This window comes from Herbaspirillum sp. 3R11 (assembly GCF_004563925.1).
Classification (GTDB): domain Bacteria; phylum Pseudomonadota; class Gammaproteobacteria; order Burkholderiales; family Burkholderiaceae_D; genus Herbaspirillum.
This window is the reverse complement of sequence record NZ_SPNJ01000004.1, coordinates 354,106-378,286: the sequence shown is the minus strand read 5'-3', so window position 1 is coordinate 378,286 and position 24,181 is coordinate 354,106. Positions and strand designations below refer to the sequence as shown.

Below are 24,181 nucleotides of genomic sequence, written 5' to 3'. Positions count from 1 at the left end.
CTGGCATCATCGCAACAAAATATTCTCAGGGGAAAGCCGTGCGTCGTCTCTTTGCAAAACATGGTGCGCGCTGGTCGTTGGCGCTGGTGCTGACGCTACTGGCGGGCGGGCAGGTGATGGGCATGCTGCCGGCGTTCCTGACCGAGCGCATTGATCTGTTCTTCTACGACATGCGCATGCGCATCGCCAAAGTGGAAACCGATCCGCGCATCATCATCGTCGACATCGACGAGAAGAGCATCGCCGAAGTCGGTCGCTGGCCGTGGAGCCGCGACGTCGTCGCCGCCCTCATCAGCAAGATGACCGACAGCTACGAAGCGCAGACCGTCGCCTTCGACGTGGTGTTCGCCGAACCCGACAACAGCTCCGGCTACGCCACCCTGGAGAGCCTGGCCCATAGTGAACTCAAGGGCCTGCCGCAATTCGGCCAGCAATTGCTGACGCTCAAATCCAAACTCGATTTCGACGCGCGCATGGCTGCCGCCATTCAGGGCCGCCCGGTGGTGATGGGCTACAACCTGTCCAATGAACCCGACGCCATCGCCAAAGGCCAGTTGCCGAAACCGGTGTTTACGCTGGCCAGCCTCGGCGGTCGCCGTCTCGACGTCACCAACTGGAAAGCCTACGGCGCCAACTTGCCACAGCTGCAGGAGGCGGCCGAAGCCGGCGGCTTCTTCAATCCCTTGCTCGATAACGACGGCCTGATCCGCCGCGTACCGCTGATTGCGCAAGTAGGCGACAACTTCTACGAATCGCTGGCGCTGGCCAGCGCCCGTTCAGCGCTCGGCGCCACGCGCATGAAGCCGATCTTCCTGCAGCAGGATGCAGTAATGTCGGACCAGCAGCTGCGCGACTACGGTGCGCTTGAATCGATCGCGCTCGACACCAAACCGCGCCCGACCTTCATCCCGGTCGAACGCCACCTGACCACGCTGGTGACCTACCGCGGTCGCGGCGGCGTGCACGGCGGCGCGTTCCGTTACGTGCCGGCGGTCGACATCCTAAAGGGCCGCATTCCCAAGAACGACCTGGCCGGCCGCGTCCTGCTGGTCGGCACCACGGTGCCGGGCCTGTACGATTTGCGGGCCACCCCGGTGAGCCCGAACTATCCCGGTGTGGAAATCCACGCCAACATCATCGCCTCCATCCTCGACGGCGACTTCAAGCAGCGCCCGGAATTCGCCATCGGCTTCGACCTCGTGCAGATCCTCGTGATCGGCCTGGTGCTTGGCCTGCTGCTGCCGTTGCTGGGACCGCTATGGTCGATCCTGCTGGCGTCGGGCACGGCGGTCGGCATCGGCGCGCTCAACTTCTGGCTGTATGACAGCGCCGGGCTGGTGCTGCCGATGGCCACCGCCTTGCTGCTGATCGCGGCGCTGTTCATCTGCAATCTGGGCTGGGGCTACCTGTTCGAATACCGCAACCGCCGCGCCATCGTCAACCTGTTCGGCGAATACGTCGCGCCGGAACTGGTCGCCGAAATGGCGGCGAACCCGGCCAGCTACAACATGGAAGGCGAGAGCCGCGAACTGACCGTGATGTTCTCCGACGTGCGCGGCTTCACCACGATCTCGGAAGGCCTCCAGCCCAATGAATTGCGCGAGTACATCAACGCCTACCTGACCGCCATGTCGGAAGACATTCGCGGCAATCGCGGCACGCTCGACAAGTACATCGGCGATGCCGTGATGGCGTTCTGGGGTGCGCCGATCGAGTTGCCCGACCACGCTGCGCGCGCGGTGACGACGGCGCTGAAAATGCAGCAAAGCTGCCTGGTCCTCAACGAAGAATTCGCTAAGCGCAACTGGCCGCCGCTGAAGATCGGCATCGGCCTCAACACCGGCAACATGCGCGTGGGCGACATGGGCTCGAAGATCCGCAAGGCGTACACGGTGATGGGCGACGCCGTCAATCTGTCGTCGCGCCTGGAATCGATCACCAAGGTCTACGGTGTCGGTGTGCTGGTCGGCCTGGCAACGCGCGATGCCGCACCCGAGTTCGCCTACCGCGAACTGGACCGCGTGCGCGTCAAAGGCAAGAACGAACCGGTGCCGATTTTCGAACCGCTGGGACTGGATAGCGAACTGACATCTGCGCAACGCGCTTCGCTCGACAAATGGACGGCGGCATTGGCGCTGGTGCGCCAGCAACAATGGGATCAGGCCGAACAGGCAATCCTTGCCTTGCAGCAAGAAAGCGCGCACGGTTTGTACGATCTCTACCTGCAACGCATCGCCTATTTCCGTGAGCATCCGTTGCCGGCGGATTGGGACGGCGTGACCACCTTCGAGACAAAATAACAACGTTCCCGGGCGGCGCGAATGCCGCCCGGGACACGCGTTTCGAGGCAAAACACCATATTAAATTTCCATGTGGAAATTAAAGCAGCAGGGCGTTGTAAGTTAAGCGAAAACGCATACCGAATATGCGCGATTTTTGTCGACAGGCAATAGACGCAATCTTATACTTGCCGGTATGTAGCGCCGTCGGGGTGGGTGGCGCTCAGATGGCGGTTTTCGTCGCAGGATCGGGCAGCGCGCGTAAAAAGAAAAACAAACGCGCAGGCGCTACGGATGCGGCGATGACGATCGCCTTCGCATCATATTTCTCTCCACTGGATAGTCTCTGTCGCTGAATTGCTGCGTGCGCAAGCACCCGGCGGTTTTACGTGTGCATGGCATATGCGCGATGTGTGATGAAGCGGGCGATCCGGACCGGAGGAATGCAGGGGCGTTGGCGCGCATGAAGAATGCGCACGGACGCAAGAGGGCAGGGAAGTTCACGATAAATCGAGGCGACGGCGGTTTGCAGATTGCAGGCCGGCGTGGTCCTGAACCAAGCATAAAAAAATGAAACATCGTTTGATGCAATGTCTATTGGGGATGACGTTGACCGTCGTCGCGGCGAGCGTGCTGGCCGACGACGAGCGTTTCAACATCACGCGTTTCCAGATTGAGGGCAATACGCTGCTGTCAGAGGCGGAGCTGCAACGCGCCGTCGCGCCGTTGACCGGTCCCGGCCGTGTCTATGGCGACGTGCAGCAAGCACTCGAAGCGCTGGAAGCAGCCTATCGCAAGGCCGGCTACAGCGCGGTGCAGGTCAACGTACCCGAGCAGGAGCTGACCAGCGGCGTGGTGATCATCAACATCAGCGAATCGGTCATCGGTCAGATCACCGTCAGCGACAACAAGTACTTCAGCGAACAGAACATCCGCAACAGCTTGCCGCAACTGCAGGTTGGCAAATCGCCCAACCTCACCGCCATTTCGCAGGCCGTGCAACTGAGCAATGACAATCCGGCCAAGCAGGTCAATGTCGCACTCAGCGTCAGCGACGAGGAAGGCAAGGTCGACGCCGACGTCAAGGTGACCGACTACAATCCGTTGCGCGTGTTCATGACGGTCGACAACACCGGCGCACCGGCCACCGGCAACTGGCGTACCGGCATCGCGATCCAGCACGCCAACCTGTTCGACCGCGACCAAGTCGGCACACTGGCCTACACTACGTCGCCAGACAGCCCGAGCGGCGTCAAGGTCAATCTGTATTCGCTGGGTTATCGCATTCCGCTGTACACGCTCGGCGACAGCATCGAATTCATCTACGGTAAGTCCAGCGTCAATACACCGGGCAGCGTCGGCGCACCGAACGGTCTGATCGGCTTTACCGGCAAGGGCGACGTGGTCGGCCTGCGCTGGAATCACTTCTTCGCGCGCGAAGGCGAAAGCACCAGCAAGCTGGTGGCAGGCCTCGACTACAAGAAGATCGACTCGCGCTGCGACTTCGCGGGCGTCAGCCTGAACATCGGTTCCTGCGTGGCTTACAAGACCATGCCCTTGAGCCTGACTTACAGCGGACAAACGCGGTCGGCGACGCAGAACGTGGATTACAACATCGGCATTTCGCGCAATATCGCGATCGGACCGACCTACACCGTCAATGGTCGCAGCGATCATTACTCTTACATCACCGGCCGCGACACCGTCGACAATTTCGTCGTCCTGCGCGGCGCGGCGTCGTTCTTCAAGGCCTTTGCCAACGACTGGCAGATGCGCCTGGCCGGCACCGCGCAAATCGCCAAGGATGCACTGGTCTCGGCGGAACAATTCGGCCTGGCCGGCTCCACAGCCGTACGCGGATTCACTGAACGCGCGGTGGCGGCCGACGGTGGCGTTATCGTCAACGCCGAAGTCTATACGCCGGAACTGTTGTCCAAAGGCAGCCTGCGTCTGCTGGCCTTCTACGACATTGGCCGCGGCTACAACAACAATGTCGGCGGAGGCAGTGTGGTCAACAGCGTGACGGTCTCGAGCATCGGTTTCGGTGCACGCTACACCTTCAGCCGCGACTTCAACGTGAAACTGGACGTGGCGCGCGTGAGCGTGCCGGGAACGTCGAGCACCGAAAAACGTGGTGATCTGAACGCGCACGTCAGTGCGACACTGGGGTTCTGAAATGAATGAACAAAGCCAAACGCGCCAGGCCAATCCGGCGCAAGATTTCAACCGCATCGAACTGATGCCGGCTTCCTTTACGATGCGCGTGGGAAACCGCCGCCTGACCATGAGCTGGCGTCCGCGCAAGCCGGTCCCGCAATTGCTGACGGGTCTGTTGCGACGGTCGTGGCGCGCCATGTTCGGCAGCGCGCTGCGCATGTCGGTGACGGCGGCGGCGATCTGCGCCGCCTGGAACGTGCCGGCCATGGCGGCGGCGCCGGGCGTGAATACCTTGCCGACCGGTGGCGTCATCACCGCCGGCACCGCTACCATCGCGCAGAACGGCAATACGCTGAACATCAATCAGAGTTCCAGTGCCGCCATCGGCAATTTCACCAGTTTCAGCATCGGCGCCAACGCCGTCGTCGATATCAGCCAGACCAGCGCAAGCAACGCCTTCCTGGCGCGCGTAACGGGCGCCGATCCGTCGCAGATCTATGGTTTGCTGAAGTCCAACGGCACCGTCGTGCTGGTCAATCAGAACGGCCTCATGGTCGGGCCGGGCGGTGTGGTCGACGTCGCGCGGTTCATCGGCAGCACGCTCAACATCAGCGACAGCGACTTCCTGGCGGGACGCCTGACTTTCGTCAACGGCGGCAATGCCGGCAACATCGATAACCAGGGCACCATCAAGAGCGCCACCGGCGGCAGCGTCTATCTGATCGGCGCCAGCGTGACCAATAACGGCATCATCCATAGCCCCAACGGCGAAGTCCTGCTGGCTGCCGGCCAGACCGTGCAACTGATCGACACCGCCACGCCAGGCGTGACGGTATGCGTCACCGGCGCCGCCGGCAGCGTCACCAACCTGGGCACCATCACCGCCGAAGCAGGTCGCATCGGCATCGCTGCCGGCCTGGTCACCAACAGCGGCAACATCAATGCCAGCAGTGTGGTCAGCGAAGGCGGCCGCATCTTCCTGCGCGCCTCGCAAAAACTGACTACGACCGCGAACTCGAAGATCACCGCCGACGGCGTCACCAAGGGCGGCAGCGTGGTGTTGTATTCGGACGGCGCGGCATATATCGACGGCGACGTCTCGGCGCGCGGTGCGCCGGGCCTGGGCGGTTTTGTCGAAACCTCCGGCAAGAAAACGCTGGATGTCGTCAAGGCGCCGGACGTCGGCACCGGCGGCGAATGGCTGATCGATCCGTATGACCTCACCGTGGTGGCCACCGGTACATCGGCAGTCTCCAACAGCGGCAGCGTGATCACATCGACCGGCGGCAGCGCCACGATCGAAGCAGGAACCATTGTCACCCAGCTTAATCTGGGCAACAGCGTTACCCTGACTACCGGCGCGGGCGGCGCGGCCAACGGCGGCAACATCACGGTCAATGCAGCGATCAACAAGACCACCGGGACAGACGCCGCGCTGACGCTCAATGCCGACAACAACATCATCATCAATGCCGACATCACCAGCACTTCGAACAAGCTGGGATTGAATCTGAACACCAACGTCAACGGTCTCACGTCCGGCACCCATTCGGCCCAGGTCAACAGCGCGACGATCGGTCTTAACGGTGGCGTCCTGACTGTCAGTGAAGGCAGCGGCGGCAATGGCAACGGCAACCTGTCGATCAACAACGGTTCTTTCCTGAATCTGAGTAGCAATCTCATAGCAGTCGGCTTGCCGGTGGGCGGCAACGTCGCGACAGGTAATTTGACCATCAACACCGGCGGTTCGTTGTCGAATATCTTTGGATCCAACGTTGTCGTCACTGGAACGCTTCTTAACAACGGCGTACTGAACCTGCAGAACTCGCAGATCTCCACAGGCAGCATGACCAACAGCGCTTCCATGACATTGGCAAATGTCAGCGGTACGTTAGGGACCGTGGTGAACTCGGGAACGCTGGGTTTGAGCAATCTTTTCTCTCCAGTTACCGCGACTAGTGTGAGTAACTCCGGTACGCTGACATTGACCAGTTCGTCGACGCTGACTACGACCGGTACCTTTACTAACGCCGCTGGCGGCAGTGTCACGCTCAATTCTTCCACGCTGAACGCCAATACCAATCTATTCAACGCGGGAGCAATAGCCGTGAACAACGGCGCGACACTTCAAGCCGGAGCGCTGAACAATACCGGTGGGACTACGGTGAACGCATCGACATTGAACGTCGCTTCACTGACCAATGCTGTTGGCGCTTCCGTCACCTTGAGCGACAGTATCCTGAGTGCTTCGGACATCGTTCACAACGCCGGCACGTTCATCACGACCAACAGCACTATCAGTACAGTCAATGGTTTGACCAATATGGTGAGCGGCGTGCTCACCATGAACTATCTGTCCAAGATCAACGGCAGTTTCAACAACCAGGGCCTTGTGAGCGCCTACGGTTCCGCCGGCTTTGTCACGTTTGAAAACGGCTTCACCAATTCCGGCCTGATGAACCTCAAGGGTTCGATCATGGCCAATTCGTCCGCGACCAACTCGCAGGGCGGCACGCTCAACCTCGGCGCCGCCGGCGAAACGACTACCCTCAGCGGCAGCGGTCTCTGGGGCAACGACGGTACGCTGAACATCGTTGGCGCGGGCAACGAGGTCAACCTCGGCGGCACCCTGATGAACAACCAGACCGGCACCATGCTGCTGTCCGGCACCGGTACTTCCCTGAACATGGGGCAGTTCAGCAACTCCGGCATCGTCACGATCGGCTCCGGCGGTTCGGCGACGGTGGGAGGATCGGTCAGCAACAGCGGCAGCCTGACGCTGAGCGGCGCCAGCTTCGCGTCGAACGGGTTCTCCAATGAAGAGAGCGGCACCGTCAGTGGCACCGGTTCGATCACAGTCGGTGGCGGTACGGGGGTGTTTACCAACAACGGCATTCTGTCGCCCGGCGGCGACAACGCCGTCGGTTCCTTGTCCATCCTGGGCAACTTCGTACAGGGTGGCAAAGGCATCCTCAAGCTCGACTTCGCCAGCGCCACGAACTATGACAAGATCACTGTCCTCGGCTCATCGCTCGGTTTGGGCGGCACGTTGATCACCAAGCTGCTCGACACTTACAGGCCAGCCGTCGGTACGACATTCACGCCGATCGAAGGCGCGATCAGCAGCACCGGTTCGTTCCGCTACGTCGAGGGCGACATCGTCACCTCGGGCGGCGTCAAGAACATGATCAAGGCAGGCTACAACCTGAGCGGCGGCCAGAGCGGTTCTGACGCATTGCGCCTGACCATGTCGGCACCGGAAGAGATTACCTATACCGGTAGCGTGGAAAGCCAGTGGAGCGACATCAACAGCTGGTCGTCGCATTACATCCCGACCGCGATCGACACCGTCGTCATTCCGACTGACCGCTACGCCGTGTACTTGGGTTCCCGGCCCGAAACGCTGGAGAAGATCACCGTCAATTCGGGCGGGAATTTCGCCATGACGGGTGGCAATCTGACCGTCAACACAATTCGTTCGCAAGGCAATTTCAGCATCAACAGCGGGGCGCTCACCCTACTCGGCACCGGGCGCCTTTACTCGCTCTCTCTTGGCGGAACCTTGAACGGCGGCATCAATTCGATTCTGAACGTCACCGACAATTTCGTCCAAACCAGCGGCACTATCAACAGCGCCGGCGACGTGGCATTGAGTCAAGCTGACGGTGACCTGTTCGTGGGTTCCATCACGGCGCGCAATCTGGTGCTGGAAGCGCAGACCGGCAGCATCGGGCAGGAGGACACCTCCCTGCACGTGACCAAACAATTGCTGACCTCGTCGGCCACCGGCACCATGCTGACCGGCAGCAATCGCATTGCGGCCTACGCGGGCAACAACCGCGTCTCGGGCGACATCATTCTGGTCAATAACCTGGAAGTCGCCGACACGTCGGTGGTCCAGATCAACGGCGTCACCAACGCCAACGGCAACATCAACATTTCCAACACCGGCGGCGCAGCGACCACTGCCATCGGCAGCAACGCCGACTTCCTGGGATCGATGCCGACCGAGAGCGGCACGCCGATCTCGGCCGCAGCACACCTCGCCACGCTCGGCATCGTCACTAACGGCACCATGAGCGTGGCCGGTTCCAACGTCGACAACGTCGGTTACTCAGTTGCCCTGGAAACGCATAGCCCGCTGACCATTGGCGTCGGCGGCATCAGTGCGACGGGCAACATCAACCTGACTGCCGGCGATAGCGGATCGCCCAACGACAACCTGATCGTCAACGGCGTGATCTCTTCTGCAGGCGGCAACATCGCGCTGGTGGCCGGCAATAACATGTCGATCAATGCCAATATTTCGACTTCGGCACCGGGCACCGCGCTGTTCACGGTGACCAACGGCGTACTCACTTATGCTCCGGGAGTCAGCGTCACTGACGCAAGCGGTACGGTCGTGCCGGTTGCCGTTGTGGTGACTCAGATCGTTAATGCAACGCCGCCTGAGGATCTGAAGAAACTGGTGGATACGCCGGTCAAAATTGGAACGACGGACGTCATCAATAACCTGCAAAAGCCGCCGTCGCAGACACTCAATCTGCCGCCGACGATGTTCACGCCAGCCAAGGCTTCGATCTCCACGCCCGCCAACACGCAAACCACCGGCGGCACGCAAGGCAGCTTCGGCGGTGATGACAGCGGCAGCGGCACGCCTGTCGGCGGCGACACTGCCAACACGGCGAAGAAGCCGTTGCCGGTGTGCACCTGATGTCTCAAGGAACCAAGACAATGAAACACGCCATCCAAACGGGATATCGCACCATGGGTAAATTCTGGCGCCTGCTGGCGCTGATGTTGTTGTTGGGCTGGGGCAGCCAGGCGTATGCGCAGATGGTCGGCACCGTGACCAATCTGTCGGGTGTGCTGACCGCGCGCCATCCGGACGGCAGCACGCGCATCATGAGCTCGAAATCGGAAGTGCTGCAGGGCGACACCCTGATCACGCAGTCGAACACGTATGCGCGCGTGAAGTTCATGGATAACTCCGAGATCGTGCTGCGCCCTGCCTCCGAGATGGTGGTCAAGAGCTTCCTGTACGACGCCGAAAAGCCGGAACGCAACAACGTCGCCATCGGCTTGGTCAAGGGCGGCCTGCGTGCGGTAACGGGACTGATCGGCAAGCGCAACCACGATGCGGTCAGCTTCGACACGCCGACGGCCACCATCGGCATACGCGGCACCCACTTCGGTGCGCTGTTCTGTCAGAACGATTGCGGCGGCGTTCCGACACCGAACGGATCGACGCCAGCCAACGGCTTGCACGTTGACGTCTCGCAAGGTGCGATCGTGCTGTCGAACCCGGCCGGCTCGCAAGTATTCCAGTCCGGTCAGTTCGGCTACGTCGCCAACTTCAATACGCCGCCGATGCCGGTTCCAGCGACGCAGGGCTTGCAGGTCAAGATGCCGCAGTCGATCAGCAAGAATGCGCCCGGCTCGAAATCGATCGACGCATCAAAGTCGGTTTCCTGCATGGTGCAATAAGATGGTGGGGGAAGGGCGCTGCTCAGGCAGCGCCCCGATGGCGGCGGCTCAGAACTCGAACACAGACTCCGCCGCCAGCATGTTGATCCGGCGCCGTCCGGCGCCGCGCAGCAATTCCGCTTCGATCTGTTTGAACATGCCGGGTTTGGCATGGGTTACATAGATGTCCGGATCGGATTCCAGCTTCGCCAGTTCTTCCAGCAGCAGGCTTGGGCAGAAATGCTTGGACAGCTTCGCCAGTTCGCGTTCGCTGTCGGGGAAGGCTGCTTCGATGATCAGGTAGCGCAGATTGTCGATGGCGTTGACCATTTCCCACAGCGGATCGCAGGTGGTGGTGTCGCCACTGAACACCATGCTCGCGCCGCTGCTCAGGTCCTGCAGCTGATAACCGACTGCCGGCACCGTGTGGTTGGCCGGCAGCGCGGTGATGCTGCGTTCGCCGATCACCAGCGACTTGCCGACTTCGATGGTGTTGAAGCGCAGGAAGGGATTTTCGGGCGAGGGAATTTCGCTGAAGTCGGGCCAGATCTGCCAGTTGAAGATGTGCTTGCGGATGATGTCCTGCGTCGCCTGCGTGGCGTGCATGGTCAGCGGCGTGTTGCGCTGGTCGCCGACGCTGTCGAGGATGAACGGCAGGCACGCGATGTGGTCCAGGTGCGAATGCGTGATGAAGACATGGTCGATCGCGGCCAAGGCATCCAGCGGCAAGTCATTGACGCCGGTGCCGGCGTCGATCAGGATGTCGCGGTCCGCCAGCAGCGACGTGGTGCGAAGGGTGTTGCCGCCTATGCCGCCACTGCAGCCGAGAATTTCTACGCGCATCGTATGGACCAGATTGAAGTGATGACTGTTACGAGCCCGAACGAATATGTTCGTGCGGAAATGTTCCGCGCCCCCCTGATTGCACTCTTGTTTTTGTCTTGAAAGATTGCTTTTGGAAATGGAAATGTAGCAATCTATACAACAGTTTCGATGGTAAGTTATCCGTCACTCTAAATCAATAAAAAGCACGGCCCGCTTCGGCGAAACAACAGGAAAACCTGAGGCAGATCAGGCGTGTGAGGCGCAGAGTTTCCGTACGTCATCGTCCACGCGGGCGTGCGCTGTCTCGTGACGGTAACAGGCGGGAAAAAGAGGCTCTGCTTGACACTTTGTTGTCAGTATTGAAGCGTATCTTTCCAGAATCGCCCAGTGCGTCTTTTTACTGCATCGACCAATGCGATGCAGGCCAGCTGTCTCCTTGAGCCGATGAACAACATGAAAAACCAGCATCTCGATATCTCCCACCGCCTGGAAAAGCTGACCGAGCTCAGTGTCGAACTGAGCACCAATCGCAACATCCCGCTGCTGCTCGAGCGCATCCTGCAGACTGCGCGCAGCATCACGCTGGCCGACGGCGGCACGCTTTACCGCACCGTGGAAGAAGAAGACAGCCTGGCGTTCTACATCTCGATCAACGACACGCTGGGCATGCACCAGGGCGGTAGCAGCGCGCAGAAGATCAGCATTCCCAACATCCAGCTGACCAGCCCCGACGGCAGCAAGAACCTCAGCGCCGTGGCCGCCTATGCCGCCAACACGCGCAAGTCGGTCAACATCCCGGACGTGTACCAGGCTGAAGGTTTCAATTTCTCCGGCATGCGCATGTTCGACGAGAAGTTCGGTTACCACTCGCAGTCCTTCCTGACCGTGCCGATGCAGGACCACGAAGGCGAACTGGTCGGCGTGCTGCAGCTGGTCAACGCCATCGATCCGGCGACCGGCAAGCCGCATCCGTTTTCCGAGACCGATCAATACTTCATCGAAGCGCTGGCGTCGCAGGCGGCCATCGCCATCACCAACCAGCAACTGATCTATCGCCTGGAAAACCTGTTCGAACATTTCATCAAGCTCATCAACATGGGCATCGATGAAAAATCACCGCACACCGGTCGCCATTGCGAACACGTACCGGAGCTGGCGATGATGCTGGCCGAAGCCTCGCATCAGGCCACCGAAGGTCCGCTGGCGGATTTCCAGATGAACGAGCGCGACCGCCGCGAGCTGTGGGTCGCGGGTCTGCTGCACGACTGCGGCAAGATCACCACGCCGGACCACATCGTCGAGAAGTCGACCAAGCTGCAAACCATTTACGATCGCATCCACCTGGTCGACACGCGTTACGAAGTGCTCAAGCGCGACGCCGAGATCCGCGTGCTCAAGGAAAAATGCGCGCTCGGCGCAGCGTTGACCGCAGAGAAAAGCACCGAGCTTGACGTTGCGCTGGCGGCGGAATGCGCGGCGCTCGACGCCGAACGCAATTTCCTGCGCAAGAGCAATGTCGGTGGCGAGGGCATGAAGCCGGACGACCAGCAACGCGTGGCGGAAATCGCCAAACGCCAGTGGCGCGGCCCGGACGGCAGCATGCAGGACCTGCTCAGCGCCGACGAATCCGAGAACCTGCGCATCCGCGCCGGCACGCTCAACGACGCCGAACGCCAGGTCATCAACAACCACATCGTGGTCACCATCAAGATGCTGGAATCGTTGCCGTGGCCGAAGCAGCTGCGCAACGTTACCGAATACGCCGGCGGCCATCACGAGCGCATGGACGGCAAGGGTTATCCGAAGGGACTCACGCGCGACCAGATGTCGCCGCAGGCGCGCATGATGGCGATCGCCGATATCTTCGAAGCGCTGACCGCCGCCGACCGTCCTTACAAGAAGGGCAACACGCTCAGCGAGGCGCTCGAAATCCTCGGCGGCTTCCGTCAGCGCGACCACATCGATCCGGACCTGTTCGACGTCTTCGTGCGCAGCAAGGTCTACCAGCAATACGCCGACAAGTTCATGCCGGCCAGCCAGATCGACGTTGTCGACCACAGCAAGATCCCGGGCTTCGTTCCTTAAATTTCTTCGCGTCTGAAACTGCTTTCCCCGTTCGTGGCATGAAACCTGCCTCGAACGGCGACGCATGTCTGATGCCCGTCCGCACTGCGCTCGGATAGAATCTGCAAAACCAAGGAGTGAGACGGTGCACCTGATCTGGCTGGAAGACTTCATCGAACTGGCGCGTACGCGCAGTTTTTCGCGCGCGGCGGAAAACCGCTTCGTCACGCATCCTGCTTTCGGTCGCCGCATCAAGGCGCTGGAGCAATGGGTCGGCGCCGAGCTGGTGGTGCGCACGCATCCGGTGTCTCTGACGGCGGCCGGGCAACTGTTCCTCGACGCGGCGACGCATTCGACCGACGTGCTGTACGCCGCCCGGGCGCAGTTGCAGGACGGCTCCGGGCCAACCGAGAAGACCTTGCGCGTGGCGACCGGCCGCACACTGGCGCGGACGTTTTTCCCTGATTGGTACGAGAACATCAACCAGCGCTTCGGTCCGTTTCCGGTGTCGGTCAGCACCGGCGGCGCGCAGGACGTGATCCTGCGGCTGGGCGCCGGCGACGCCGACCTGCTGGTGATTTATTCGAGTCCGACCACGCGCCTGCTGATCGATCCGATGCGCTATGAGTCGTTGACGCTGGCGCGCGAAATCCTGTTGCCGGTGGTGGCCGCCGACGCCAAGGGACGGCCGCGCTTCAAGCTGGCGCCGGCCAACGCGGCGACGCCGACGCCGTGGCTGGGCTTCTCGCAATCGCTGACCTTGCGCGGCGTGCTGGCCAAGCATCTGGCCGGCCTGCCGAAGAAGGTGTCGCTGCGCATGGTGTATGAAGCCGACTCTTACGAATCCATCCACGAAATGGCGCGCCGCGGCGTCGGCGTCGCCTGGCTGCCGCAGCGGCTGGTGCAGGAAGACGTCAACGAACGTCGCCTGCTGGTCATCGGCGAACCGGAGATGCGCGTCAACTTCGACATCTCGTTGTACCGCGTGCGCGGCAATGACGATGCACTGGTCAACGCCATCTGGGACGGTGTCGCTGCAGATGCCATTGATCGCTCCTGACGGTTGATCTGCCTCTTGATCCGCCTGCTGCGAACACGCTTCGCAGTAAAAAGCACAAGCCTGTGCCGAAACGGCAATAAGCAAAAAATCGCGCTCACTATACTCCCTCAAAGTTCTCGCAACGTCTTCCGGTACGTCTGGAAAGATGCTCACAAATAGAGTGCAATAGCGCACAAAACGCACTATTTTCGAGCATCGTGTCAGACATGTCATGGCGTGCGAGCCAAATAGAATAAGCGGCGCAGACACCACTGCCATCTCAGCAGAATGCGCCGCACGAGAGAGAATGGGAGTCACCGCATGTCAGCTGAATTCGAGTCGTCGTCACCACTGTCCGCCACCGCACCTTCGGCAGCCAAACGCAAAAATCCCTGGAAAGAAATCTGCGCCGCCAGCATCGGCAACGCGCTGGAATTCTACGACCTGCTGATCTACGGCTACTTCGCCGTGGTGATCGGCAAACTGTTCTTCCCAACGCAGGACGAGACCACCTCGCTGCTGCTCAGCGTGGGCACCTTCGGTATCTCCTTCGTGATCCGTCCACTCGGTGCCATCGTGCTCGGCTCGTATGCCGACCGCGCCGGACGCAAGGCGTCGCTGACCGTCTCGATCCTGATCATGATGGTCGGCACGGCGATGATTGCGTTTGCGCCGACCTATGCGCAGATCGGCATCGCCTCGCCGCTGATCATCATCGTGGCGCGCCTGCTGCAAGGCTTTTCCACCGGCGGCGAATTCGGCGCCGCCACCGCCTTCATGGTGGAACATGCCGATGCCAAGCGCCGCGGCTTCTTCGCCAGCTGGCAGTTGTCGACGCAAGGCCTGGCGACGGTGCTCGCTGCCGGCATCAGCGCTTTGCTCAGCTACAGCCTGACGGATGCGCAGCTCAACGACTGGGGCTGGCGCGTGGCGTTCTGCTTCGGTTTGCTGGTGGGTCCGGTCGGTCTTTACATCCGCAGCCAGATTGATGAAACGCCGGAGTTCAAGAAGATCGCCGCCGCAGCTGCTGTCGCCAAGGCCGAGAAATCGCCGCTGATGCTGGTGCTGGTGCGCGACCGCGTCAAGTTGCTGCTCGCCATCGGTGTGGTGGCCGGCGCCACCGCTTTCAACTACGTGCACAAGCTGTACATGCCGACGTATGCGCTCAAGCAACTGCACATCCCCGCCACCTCGTCCTTCGTCGGTGCACTGATCACCGGGTTGGTGCTGATGCTGACGGCGCCGGTGTTCGGCACGCTATCGGATCGCTACGGCCGCTTCCGCGTGCTGACGATGGCGATGTTGGCTATCGGCCTGACCTCGTACCCGCTGTTTATGCTGCTCAACACCTGGCCGACCGTGACCACGCTGATTGCGGTACAGGGCATCGTGGGCGTGCTGATCGCAGCCAGTCTTGGACCGATCCCGGCGATGCTGTCGGATATTTTCCCGACAGAGACGCGTGGCACGGGTCTGGCGCTGAGCTACAACTTTTCGGTGACCTTGTTCGGCGGCTTCTCGCCGTTGATCGTGACCTGGATGATCGCCGCGACCGAAAACAAGATGGCGCCGAGCTTCTATGTCATGGCGACGGCGCTGATCAGCCTGACTGCGGTGATTGTGCTGGGCCGCCGCATGGGCCGCAATCCGACGCTGTAAGCGGAGCGGCTTCCTCATTCATTTATTTTTCCACTCATTTTTTCATTCTTCAGGCCGGATGCGCTACAGCGCATCCGTTCACATGATCAGCCTGGATGCTGGAGCAATCGCATGAAAACCTTGGAACAAGTACGCGCACAACTGAAACACTATCCGGTCGAGGTGGAGTTTCCCGACATCGCCAGATGGCAGCACGGCAATACCGGCGTCGACTATGTGCACAGCATCGACAGCGGCGTCGCCGGTCCGCACGTGATGATCATGGCGCTGATGCACGGCAATGAAGTCAGCGGCGCCATTACCGTCGGCCGCCTGCTGCAAGCCGGTTTGCGTCCGCTGAAGGGCCGCATCACGCTCGGCTTCGCCAACGTCGAGGCCTATCGCCGCTTTGATGCGCGCAATCCGGATGCGACGCGCTACGTTGATGAAGACATGAACCGGGTCTGGTCGTCGGAGCGTCTCGACGGCGCAGAAGACAGCGCCGAACTGCGCCGCGCGCGCCAGTTGCGACCCATCATCGACACCGTCGACTACATGCTCGACCTGCATTCAATGCATGAAGAAGCACCGCCGCTGATCGTCAGCGGTCCGCTGGAAAAAGGCATCCAATTTGCCGCCGACGTCGGCGCGCCGGAACACGTGATCATCGACGTCGGCCATCCCAACGGCAAGCGCATGCGCGACTACGCCGGCTTCGGCGATCCGGCCAGCGCCAGGAATGCCTTGCTGATCGAGACCGGGCAGCATTTCTCCACGCGCAGCAAGGACGTGGCGATGGATTCGGCTTGCCGCTTCCTGATCGCCACCGGCGTGATGACCGAACTCGATTTGCGCGCTTTCATGCTGGCGGGCGCACCGGCACCGCAACGTTTCTTCCGCGTGACCGAGCCGGTGGTGGCGACCTCCTACGATTTTGAATTTGCCGAAGACTATCGCGGCATGGAGATCATCGCCAAGGCCGGTACCGTCATCGCACGCGAAGGTGCACGTGAATTCGTCACGCCCTACGACAACTGCGTCATCGTCATGCCGTCGCTGCGCCAGCTCGGACCCGGCGTGACCGTGGTGCGGCTGGGTCATATCGTCGCACGCTAGGGTATCCATTGCATCAGCGGCATCAGCTACATCCACCGGGGGAAATATGCGCATCATGGGAAGAATGAAAATCGGCAAACGGCTGACACTGGGCTTTGCCGCGATCATGCTGCTGTCCATCGTCATCACGGCCATCGGCATCTGGCGGCTGCAGGCGGTGTCGGACGTGACGCGCGCGATGGTGGAGCAATCGGCGCGCAAGGAGCGCCTGATCTCCAGCTGGTATGGCAGCCTGCGCGCCGGCATTGTGCGCACGATTGCGATCTCTCGTAGCGCTGATCCTACGCTCAAGACCTATTTCATCGATGAAGCCAAGGCCTCGACCAACAACTCCACGCGCCTGCAAAAGGAAGTCGGCGAGTTGTTGAGCAGCGATGAAGAAAAATCCCTGTTCCAGAACATCGGCGAACGCCGCAAGGTTTATCTGGCCTCGCACTACCGCATCCTCGACCTGAAGTCGGCCGGCAACATCGAGGAGGGCAATCGCATGGTGGACCAGGAGTTCGTGCCGCTGGCAAGAAGCTATCAGGATTCCATGCTCAAGCTGCTGGAACTGGAGCAGCGCGACATCGACAAGACCACGCAGCAGATCGAGGAGATCGCCGCAGGAAGTCGCCGCCTGTTGTTGATCCTGGAAGGCTTGTCGCTGCTGCTGGGATGCTTCTGCGCCTGGTACCTGACCGTGGGCATCACGCGTCCGCTCAATGCCGCGCTGGACATTTCGCGCCGCGTCGCCGCCGGCGATCTGACCACACAGGTCAGCGGTGGCGATGGCAAGAGCGCCGATGAAGTCGGGCAGTTGCTGTCTTCCCTCAACGACATGAACGGCAGCTTGCGCAACATCGTCAGCAATGTGCGCCAGGGCACCAATACGATTGCGGTGGCGTCCGCCGAGATCAGCGTCGGCAACCACGATCTCTCGGCGCGCACCGAGCAGCAGGCCAGCGCGCTGGAAGAGACCGCATCGGCGATGGAAGAACTGATCTCCACCGTGCGCCAGAATGCCGACAATGCCGACACGGCCAGCCGGTTAGCGGCGGCGGCGTCTGGCATTGCGGTCGAAGGCGGCGAAGTGGTCGGGCGTGTGGTGGCGACCATGAGCGCCATCAACGGCTCGTCGCGCAAGATCGTCGACATCATCAGCGTGATCGACGGCATTGCTTTTCAGACCAATATCCTGGCCTTGAACGCCGCCGTTGAAGCTGCGCGTGCGGGCGAGCAGGGCCGCGGCTTTGCGGTGGTGGCAAGCGAAGTGCGCAGCCTGGCGCAACGCAGCGCCACTGCGGCGAAAGAGATCAAGCTGCTGATCGACGACTCGGTGAAAAAAGTCGGCGACGGCGGCGTGCTGGTGGAACAGGCCGGCGCCACCATGGAGCGTGTGGTCGACAGCGTGCGCAAAGTGGCGGAGATCGTCGGCGAGATCAGTCTGGCCAGCCGCGAGCAATCCTCCGGCATCGAGCAGGTCAACCACGCCATCAGCCAGATGGATGAAATGACCCAGCAGAATGCGGCGCTGGTGGAGGAAGCGGCGGCAGCGGCGTCTTCCATGCAGACGCAGGCGGCTTCGCTGGCGCAACTGGTGAGCGTGTTTTCGCTCGACCATGGATCGCGTTCGACGGCGTCATTGGGTTCGTCGTTGTCTTCTGCGCGACCTTCCAAGTTGCTTCCTTCGCATTGACGCTGTCGGCCTGAGGTGAGGACAGGGCGCGGGCCAAGGAGCGAGATGCGGTAAAATGCACGGATCGGCGCCGCATCTCGCGGGTGTCGATCCGGTTTGTACATTGCCTCCTGCGCAACAATCTGACATCTCCATTTCCCTGAAGCGCTGCCTGTTTTTACGCAGGCGTCGTCTTTCCTGCAGGTCGTCATCGCTGTTTTCCCAGTTGCTGGTGTGCATATTGCATGCTTCCGGTGTCATGTTTTTGCATGGATACCGAAGTACGCACCGGCATCGGATTATGGATAACGATCAATGACTACAACTTCTTTTCGCGATGAGTGGTTCTCGCACGGCAAAGCCAATGTGCTGGCCGGCCTGACGTCGTCGTTTGCGCTGGTGCCCGAGTGCATCGCGTTCGCGCTGGTGGCCCAGCTCAATCCTTTGATGGGCTTGTACGGAGCCTTCTTCATTTGCACCATCACGGCGCTGTTCGGCGGCCGGCCCGGCATGATTTCCGGCGCGGCCGGTTCGATGGCGGTGGTGATCGTGGCGCTGGTGGCGCAGCACGGCGCGCAGTACTTCCTGTTGACGGTGGTGCTCAGCGGCGTGCTGATGCTACTGTTCGGCGCGCTGCGGCTGGGCAAGCTGATCCGCATGGTGCCGCATCCGGTGATGCTGGGCTTCGTCAACGGACTGGCGATCGTGATCGCGATGGCGCAGTTCGAACATTTCAAACAGACCGACGCCAGCGGCACGCACTGGTTGCACGGTACGCCGTTGCTGATCATGGCGGCGCTGGTGGCGGCGACGATGCTGATCGTCTATCTGTTGCCGCGCCTGACGCGCGCTATCCCGCCGGCGCTGGCGGCGATCGTCGGTGTGGCAGTGCTGAGTCAGGCAACGGGTTTGCCGACGCGCACGCTGGGCGACATGGCGCACATTGCGGGCGGTTTGCCGATGTGGCATTTCCCCGAGGTGCCGCTGACGCTGGAGACCTTGCGCATCGTCGCGCCGTATGCGGTGCTGATGGCCATCGTCGGTTTGCTGGAAACGCTGCTCACGCTCAACCTCACCGATGAAATCACCGAGTCGCGTGGCCAGGCCAATCGCGAATGCCTGGCGCTGGGCGCTGCCAACGTGGTGTCGGGACTGTTCGGCGGCATGGGCGGTTGCGCCATGATCGGCCAGACCATGATCAACCTCAGCTCGGGCGGCCGTTCGCGGCTGTCGGGAGCGGTCAGCGGCGTGATGATCCTGTTGTTCATCCTGTTCCTGTCGCCGCTGATCGAACGCATTCCGCTGGCCGCGCTGGTGGGTGTGATGTTCGTGGTGGCGCAGCAGACTTTCGCCTGGGGTTCGCTGCGCGTGCTCGGCAAGGTGCCGCGCAACGATGCGCTGGTGATCGTCGCGGTCACGGTGATTACGGTGTTCACGGATCTGGCGGTGGCGGTGCTGTGCGGCATCGTCATTGCGGCGCTCAATTTCGCCTGGCAGCATGCGCGCGAGATTCGCGCCGAGGTGCAGGATTCTGGTGATGGCGAAAAAACCTACGTCCCGCACGGCACGCTGTTCTTCGCATCGACCGCGCATTTCCAGGAGTTGTTCGACCCGGCGCAGGATCCGCAGCGCGTGGTGGTCGACTGCCGCCATCTGCACTTCGCCGATCATTCGGCCATCGCCGCGCTGGAAGCGCTGTCCGAGCGCTACACCCGCGCCGGCAAGCACCTGCAGCTGGCCCATCTGTCACGCCGCAGCCATCAACTGCTGCAGCGTGTAGGCATGGACGTCGGCGAGCCGGACGTCGCCGGCGCGCGTTCTTAATCCTTCGGGATAAGCGCCATCGGCGCTTGCTGTTCCAGTGCGCCGCTGCGCCCGCCTTCGCCGTCCTGGTGAATGCGCATGATGCGAACGCTGGCCGGTTGTTCCACCAGCATGCAGGTCTTGCCGGTGCGCTTGCAGTGGTCCTGCACGCGCCAGTAGGCGCCGTGACTGAGGCAGCCGGTCTGGCAGATCACCAGGTCGGCGGCCACGATGCTGGCTTCCAGTCCTGAGAGTTCGCCGGATTCCGCTGATTCCGCCGATCCTCTCTTCTCCCGTTCGTCGGTCATCGTCGAAGAAATCGCCGGTGCATACACCGGCAGCAACTTCTCCCGCATCAACTCCTGCAGACGTTTGCTCAGTTCCTTCACACGCCGCGCCAACGTCGCGCGTTGCGGCAGGTTGGGGATCGATGCCTCCAGCGCGGCGCGATCTTCATACGCCCAGGCCAGTGCCGAATCGCGTGCGATCACGGCCGCGCGCAGGCGCATGGCCTGTGCCTGGAGCGTGGCGATCTCGGCGGCCTGCTCCTGGATCACCGCGCTGCAGCGATGCTGCACGCGCGCCAGGTGCGAAACCATGGCGCGCTGCTCCTGTTCCAGCAGCGTCACGTCCTGAATGTGCATGGTCATGTTGCGATCCTCCCTTCCTGCGTAAACCCGACCGCCTTACTGCACGGCTGCGGCATAACGGCGCGCGACTTCCGGCCAGTTGACGACGTTGTAGAAGGCGCCGATGTATTCCGGGCGGCGGTTCTGGTAGCGCAGGTAGTAGGCGTGTTCCCACACATCGAGGCCGAGAATCGGCGTGTTGCCGTTCATTAGCGGACTGTCCTGGTTGCCGCTGCTTTCGACCACCAGCTTCTTTTGCGGCGTGACGCTGAGCCAGGCCCAGCCGCTGCCGAAGCGTGAAATGGCGGCCTTGGTGAAGGCTTCCTTGAAGGTGTCGAAACCGCCGAGCTCGGCATCAATGGCGGCTGCCAGTTTTCCTTCGGGCGTGCCGCCGCCGGTCGGTGACATCACCAGCCAGAACAGCGAATGATTGGCGTGGCCGCCGCCCTGGTTGATCACGGCGGCCTTGATGCTGTCGGGGACGTCCTTGACGCGCGCCACCAGTTCTTCGACGCTGAGTTTTTCCCACTCGCTGCCGGCGACGGCGGCGTTGAGGTTGTTGATGTAGGTCTGGTGATGCTTGGTGTGATGGATTTCCATGGTCTGGGAATCGATGTGCGGCTCCAGCGCGTCGTAGGCGTAAGGCAGGGCGGGCAGGCTGTATGGCATGGTTCTCTCCGAGGGTGGATACTGGGAGGCTGCCGGCTAGGTGGCACGGATGAAGCGAAGGATATCGATTTTAGATGAGAATTGCGCTGGCATATCCTTACGCGACGTAGGTCTTTGACCGGGCCTGCAATGTCAGGCGCATTGCAGGCCTTGTGCCACCGAAGTGGTTTTAAGTCATGTGTGTAAATGTTGTTGCATCAAGCGGCTTCAATTTCGAGTTGAGCGGCACCGAGTTGCCTTCCGCATCGACACCGCGATACAACAAGCGATAACGCACGTAGCGCTGCTGCTCGGCGAGATCGAATTTGACGTTGGACTTGGTCTGCTCCCTGAAGCCGGCGATCGAATCATGCACGTGTTGATCGAAAAACCATTCCAGTCCATCCCGGTTCCGCATCTCCCGTATTTGTCTCAGGATGTCTTTTGCTTCGCGGTGGTTGCGCCGGCCTTCCTCATCCATATTCCTGCTGGCCCTGTCATCCTCCAGATCACTCACCTGCTGGGCAAACACCTTTTCTCCTTCGAGGCAGTAGTTCACCCTGCCCGGATCGGTGCGCCAGGCAATCTGCATGCTGGGCAACTGCTCAAAGCGCTTGTCTTTATTGACTTGATAGCGCCAGGCTAGATAGCGTAGGCCATGCTGCTTCAAGGCGTGCTCCAGCGACAGATTCGTCGCTACGCCGCATTGGGTGAAGTAATTCTGGATGGCATTTTTTATTTGTGGGTTGCTGGTGAATTGCTGATCCATATTGCGGGTATCGGCCTGTTTATCGCTGAACGTCAGCCACGGTTTTTTATCGAAATGAAGCTCGCAACTCGCCAGCGCCGCCTGATACATTTCATTGAGATACACCTGCGACAACTTGTGGCCATCGTCGCTTTGCACCGGGTTGAGGTTGCGATCGACACCCTTGCCCTGTTCGCCCGGCGCATAGCCGCCGCCCAGGTCGCTGTGCGAACCGGGGCGGATGCGCTCTTCGCAGTTGTCTGGTTTGATCTCGGTATGCCTGGTGCTGTCGTGGGGATCGACCTGATCGCGGTAGACGCTGTCACCGGGAAACGAGGTGCGCAGCTCATGTAAGGCCACCAGATGCACGCAATTCTGCACGATGGGCTTGGCCGGGACCTGCAAGTCGCGTATGCAGGCCCAGTCGTCGTGTCCTTCGCGCCAGGTCGCTGCGCGCATGATGCTGCCCATCCCACCCTGGCCCACCACCGCCGCCACCGTGTCAAACAAGCCCATGAAGCGGATCGTCGCATTGATGCCGAACAGTTTCCCTTCGCTGTGCATCATGGTGTCATTGAGCCAGTTGGCAAATACCCGCGCCTCTGCCGCCCCGCGCGAGAAACCCACCACATCCAGATAGATCGACGTCACCGTCGGGCGCGTGTCGAAGTGCGACAGCAGGCCGGTGAGCTTTCCCGCCTGCTCTCTGAAAAACGCCTCGCGCGCGTTTTTTGAACCATCGACCAGACTGTCGCTCAGCTTCAGTTCGAGCAGGATGCGCTGGTACTTTGCCATGATCTCGGGGGCGACCTTGACGTAGTTGCTGTCGTAACACAGGGCTGCGATCCGGTCTCTGTCAAACAGCGGCGTGTAGCGGTGCTTCCTGTGGCGGTTCATCACAAACTGATACAGGGAATTGAGCACATGCAGCAGCCCCAGGACAATGCGCGCCTTGCCGCCGACGCCGAACGCGGCGCCGTCATCGGTGCCACCGGGGTCGTTGATCGGTTCGCACTCTGTCCCGACGCCTTCGATGTAATAACGGTAAAAATTGGGATAGGGATCGGTGGGGTCATCTCGATTCTTCCCATTTTCCTTATAGGCCTCATACAGACGCGCCACATTGCTGTGGCTGTTGTGAGGCTGATCCGTCTCCTTGTTGTTGCCGGTGCCGTCAAAGAACAGGCCGATATTCACCTCGTCATCGCAGAGGCCATTCTTGCGCGTAGGCAGCGGCAATGGGCAAGTCAGTTGTATTGCTTCCATGCTGGCCGGGGTGCTCATGGGATGACTCTTTGTTGGAATGAGGGCGATGCGCCAATCGATTCACTGGGCAACGGGGCGCAATCAGGACCCAGGCGTGCAGGCGCTGGGCCGCGGGGATAGGCCGGACCGGGATAGCCGGATTCGAGAAGATCCCGCCCGTCTGCCCAGACTTCAATCTTGTTGTAGGGTAAAAAGTGGACGTTAAGATCCGTGTAGGTTTCCCTTGCGGACGGCCTGCCATAGTGCACCGGCACCGTGGCTTCGTGCCAGGCGAGTTTGCATCTGGCGTCAGGATCGACACGCTTATTGTTGACATATGTGATATGGCCAACATCGCAGGTTTCCCATTTCACCGTTACCATGAAGGGCGTGGCAGGCGGCCGCGGGGGTATCGCGACGCAGCACATGAATGAACCGCCGCCTGCGCCCCAGCCTCTGACGCTGGCCCCCCACTTACCATTGACATAGTATTGAGAGATACCGACATTGCTCCCAAGATACCCCACGCCCACGAGAGCTGCTCCGTATAACACCGGTGCGGTTGAGTCGGTTTTCGGAGCACCAGTACTGCACGCGGCAAGACTGATGAGAAAGAGGGCTGACAGCAGCCAGCGAATGAGAGAGTTTTGCATGTCGTTATCCTGGTGATTGATGCAGATATGGATTAAGCAGACGCGTCACACACGGCTCACATGTGACCAATGCACTCTTTCTGGCGGCGATTGTCCCTGTCATCGAAGAGCTAGGCGATGTACATCATCTGATCGCAGGCGTCATTTCTATGTGGGAGGTGATATTTGCCTACGCGGGACAAAATACTTATTAGAAGGTGTTTGCGACCATCGA

Annotated in this window: 15 protein-coding genes; 10 read left to right on the top strand and 5 right to left on the bottom strand. The window is 60.9% G+C overall.

Translation table 11 applies throughout. The features are described 5' to 3' along the window. Positions 1-116: 116 nt before the first annotated feature. The 4 genes from E4P32_RS18625 to E4P32_RS18610 all read left to right on the top strand — a co-directional run bounded on the left by E4P32_RS18625 (position 117) and on the right by E4P32_RS18610 (position 9,923). Positions 117-2,300, top strand: coding sequence for an adenylate/guanylate cyclase domain-containing protein (locus tag E4P32_RS18625; protein WP_233526740.1), 2,184 nt, complete (start codon positions 117-119; stop codon positions 2,298-2,300). Between the two features lie 549 nt (positions 2,301-2,849). Beyond that, positions 2,850-4,454: a ShlB/FhaC/HecB family hemolysin secretion/activation protein gene (locus tag E4P32_RS18620; protein ID WP_233526723.1), complete on the top strand. Its 1,605-nt coding sequence runs from the start codon at positions 2,850-2,852 to the stop codon at positions 4,452-4,454. A 1-nt stretch (position 4,455) separates the two neighbouring features. Beyond that, positions 4,456-9,150: a filamentous hemagglutinin N-terminal domain-containing protein gene (locus tag E4P32_RS18615; protein WP_116435784.1), complete on the top strand. Its 4,695-nt coding sequence runs from the start codon at positions 4,456-4,458 to the stop codon at positions 9,148-9,150. A gap of 20 nt (positions 9,151-9,170) precedes the next feature. Further along, a complete protein-coding gene (locus E4P32_RS18610) occupies positions 9,171-9,923 on the top strand; it encodes a FecR domain-containing protein (protein WP_116435783.1) in 753 nt (250 codons plus the stop codon). Between the two features lie 48 nt (positions 9,924-9,971). On the opposite strand, the gene E4P32_RS18605 is transcribed toward E4P32_RS18610, so the two are convergent. Continuing rightward, a complete protein-coding gene (locus E4P32_RS18605; protein WP_116435782.1) occupies positions 9,972-10,745 on the bottom strand; it encodes a 3',5'-cyclic-nucleotide phosphodiesterase in 774 nt (257 codons plus the stop codon). A gap of 435 nt (positions 10,746-11,180) precedes the next feature. Here E4P32_RS18605 and E4P32_RS18600 point away from each other — a divergent pair, with 435 nt between their 5' ends. The 6 genes from E4P32_RS18600 to E4P32_RS18575 all read left to right on the top strand — a co-directional run bounded on the left by E4P32_RS18600 (position 11,181) and on the right by E4P32_RS18575 (position 20,065). Next, a complete protein-coding gene (locus E4P32_RS18600; RefSeq protein ID WP_199525673.1) occupies positions 11,181-12,812 on the top strand; it encodes an HD family phosphohydrolase in 1,632 nt (543 codons plus the stop codon). A gap of 124 nt (positions 12,813-12,936) precedes the next feature. Beyond that, positions 12,937-13,851 carry a LysR substrate-binding domain-containing protein gene (locus tag E4P32_RS18595; protein WP_116435780.1) on the top strand — a complete coding sequence of 305 codons (915 nt, stop codon included), beginning with the start codon at positions 12,937-12,939 and terminating at the stop codon, positions 13,849-13,851. A 300-nt stretch (positions 13,852-14,151) separates the two neighbouring features. Further along, positions 14,152-15,489, top strand: a complete 1,338-nt coding sequence (locus tag E4P32_RS18590; RefSeq protein ID WP_116435779.1) for an MFS transporter — start codon at positions 14,152-14,154, stop codon at positions 15,487-15,489. Positions 15,490-15,600: 111 nt separating this feature from the next. After that, positions 15,601-16,584 (top strand): M14 family metallopeptidase, encoded by a 984-nt coding sequence (locus tag E4P32_RS18585; RefSeq protein WP_116435778.1) that lies wholly within the window; start codon positions 15,601-15,603, stop codon positions 16,582-16,584. 46 nt (positions 16,585-16,630) lie between these two features. Then, a complete protein-coding gene (locus tag E4P32_RS18580) occupies positions 16,631-18,262 on the top strand; it encodes a methyl-accepting chemotaxis protein (protein ID WP_199525672.1) in 1,632 nt (543 codons plus the stop codon). A 294-nt stretch (positions 18,263-18,556) separates the two neighbouring features. Beyond that, complete coding sequence (locus E4P32_RS18575; RefSeq protein WP_116435777.1) at positions 18,557-20,065, top strand: SulP family inorganic anion transporter; 1,509 nt, start codon at positions 18,557-18,559, stop codon at positions 20,063-20,065. On the opposite strand, the gene E4P32_RS18570 is transcribed toward E4P32_RS18575, so the two are convergent. The 4 genes from E4P32_RS18570 to E4P32_RS18555 form a co-directional block, all read right to left on the bottom strand. After that, the gene (locus tag E4P32_RS18570) at positions 20,062-20,694 is read right to left on the bottom strand and encodes a DUF2325 domain-containing protein (RefSeq protein ID WP_116435776.1); all 633 of its coding nucleotides are present in this window, start codon (positions 20,692-20,694) and stop codon (positions 20,062-20,064) included. The genes E4P32_RS18575 and E4P32_RS18570 overlap by 4 nt on opposite strands. 36 nt (positions 20,695-20,730) lie before the next feature. Next, a complete protein-coding gene (locus tag E4P32_RS18565; RefSeq protein ID WP_116435775.1) occupies positions 20,731-21,342 on the bottom strand; it encodes a superoxide dismutase in 612 nt (203 codons plus the stop codon). Positions 21,343-21,511: 169 nt separating this feature from the next. Continuing rightward, positions 21,512-23,353, bottom strand: a complete 1,842-nt coding sequence (locus tag E4P32_RS18560; protein WP_116435774.1) for a DUF2235 domain-containing protein — start codon at positions 23,351-23,353, stop codon at positions 21,512-21,514. Continuing rightward, entirely contained in the window at positions 23,350-23,967 is a 618-nt protein-coding gene (locus E4P32_RS18555) for a DUF3304 domain-containing protein (RefSeq protein WP_116435773.1), read from the bottom strand. The genes E4P32_RS18560 and E4P32_RS18555 overlap by 4 nt, the downstream gene beginning before the upstream one ends. Between the last annotated feature and the right edge of the window lie 214 nt (positions 23,968-24,181).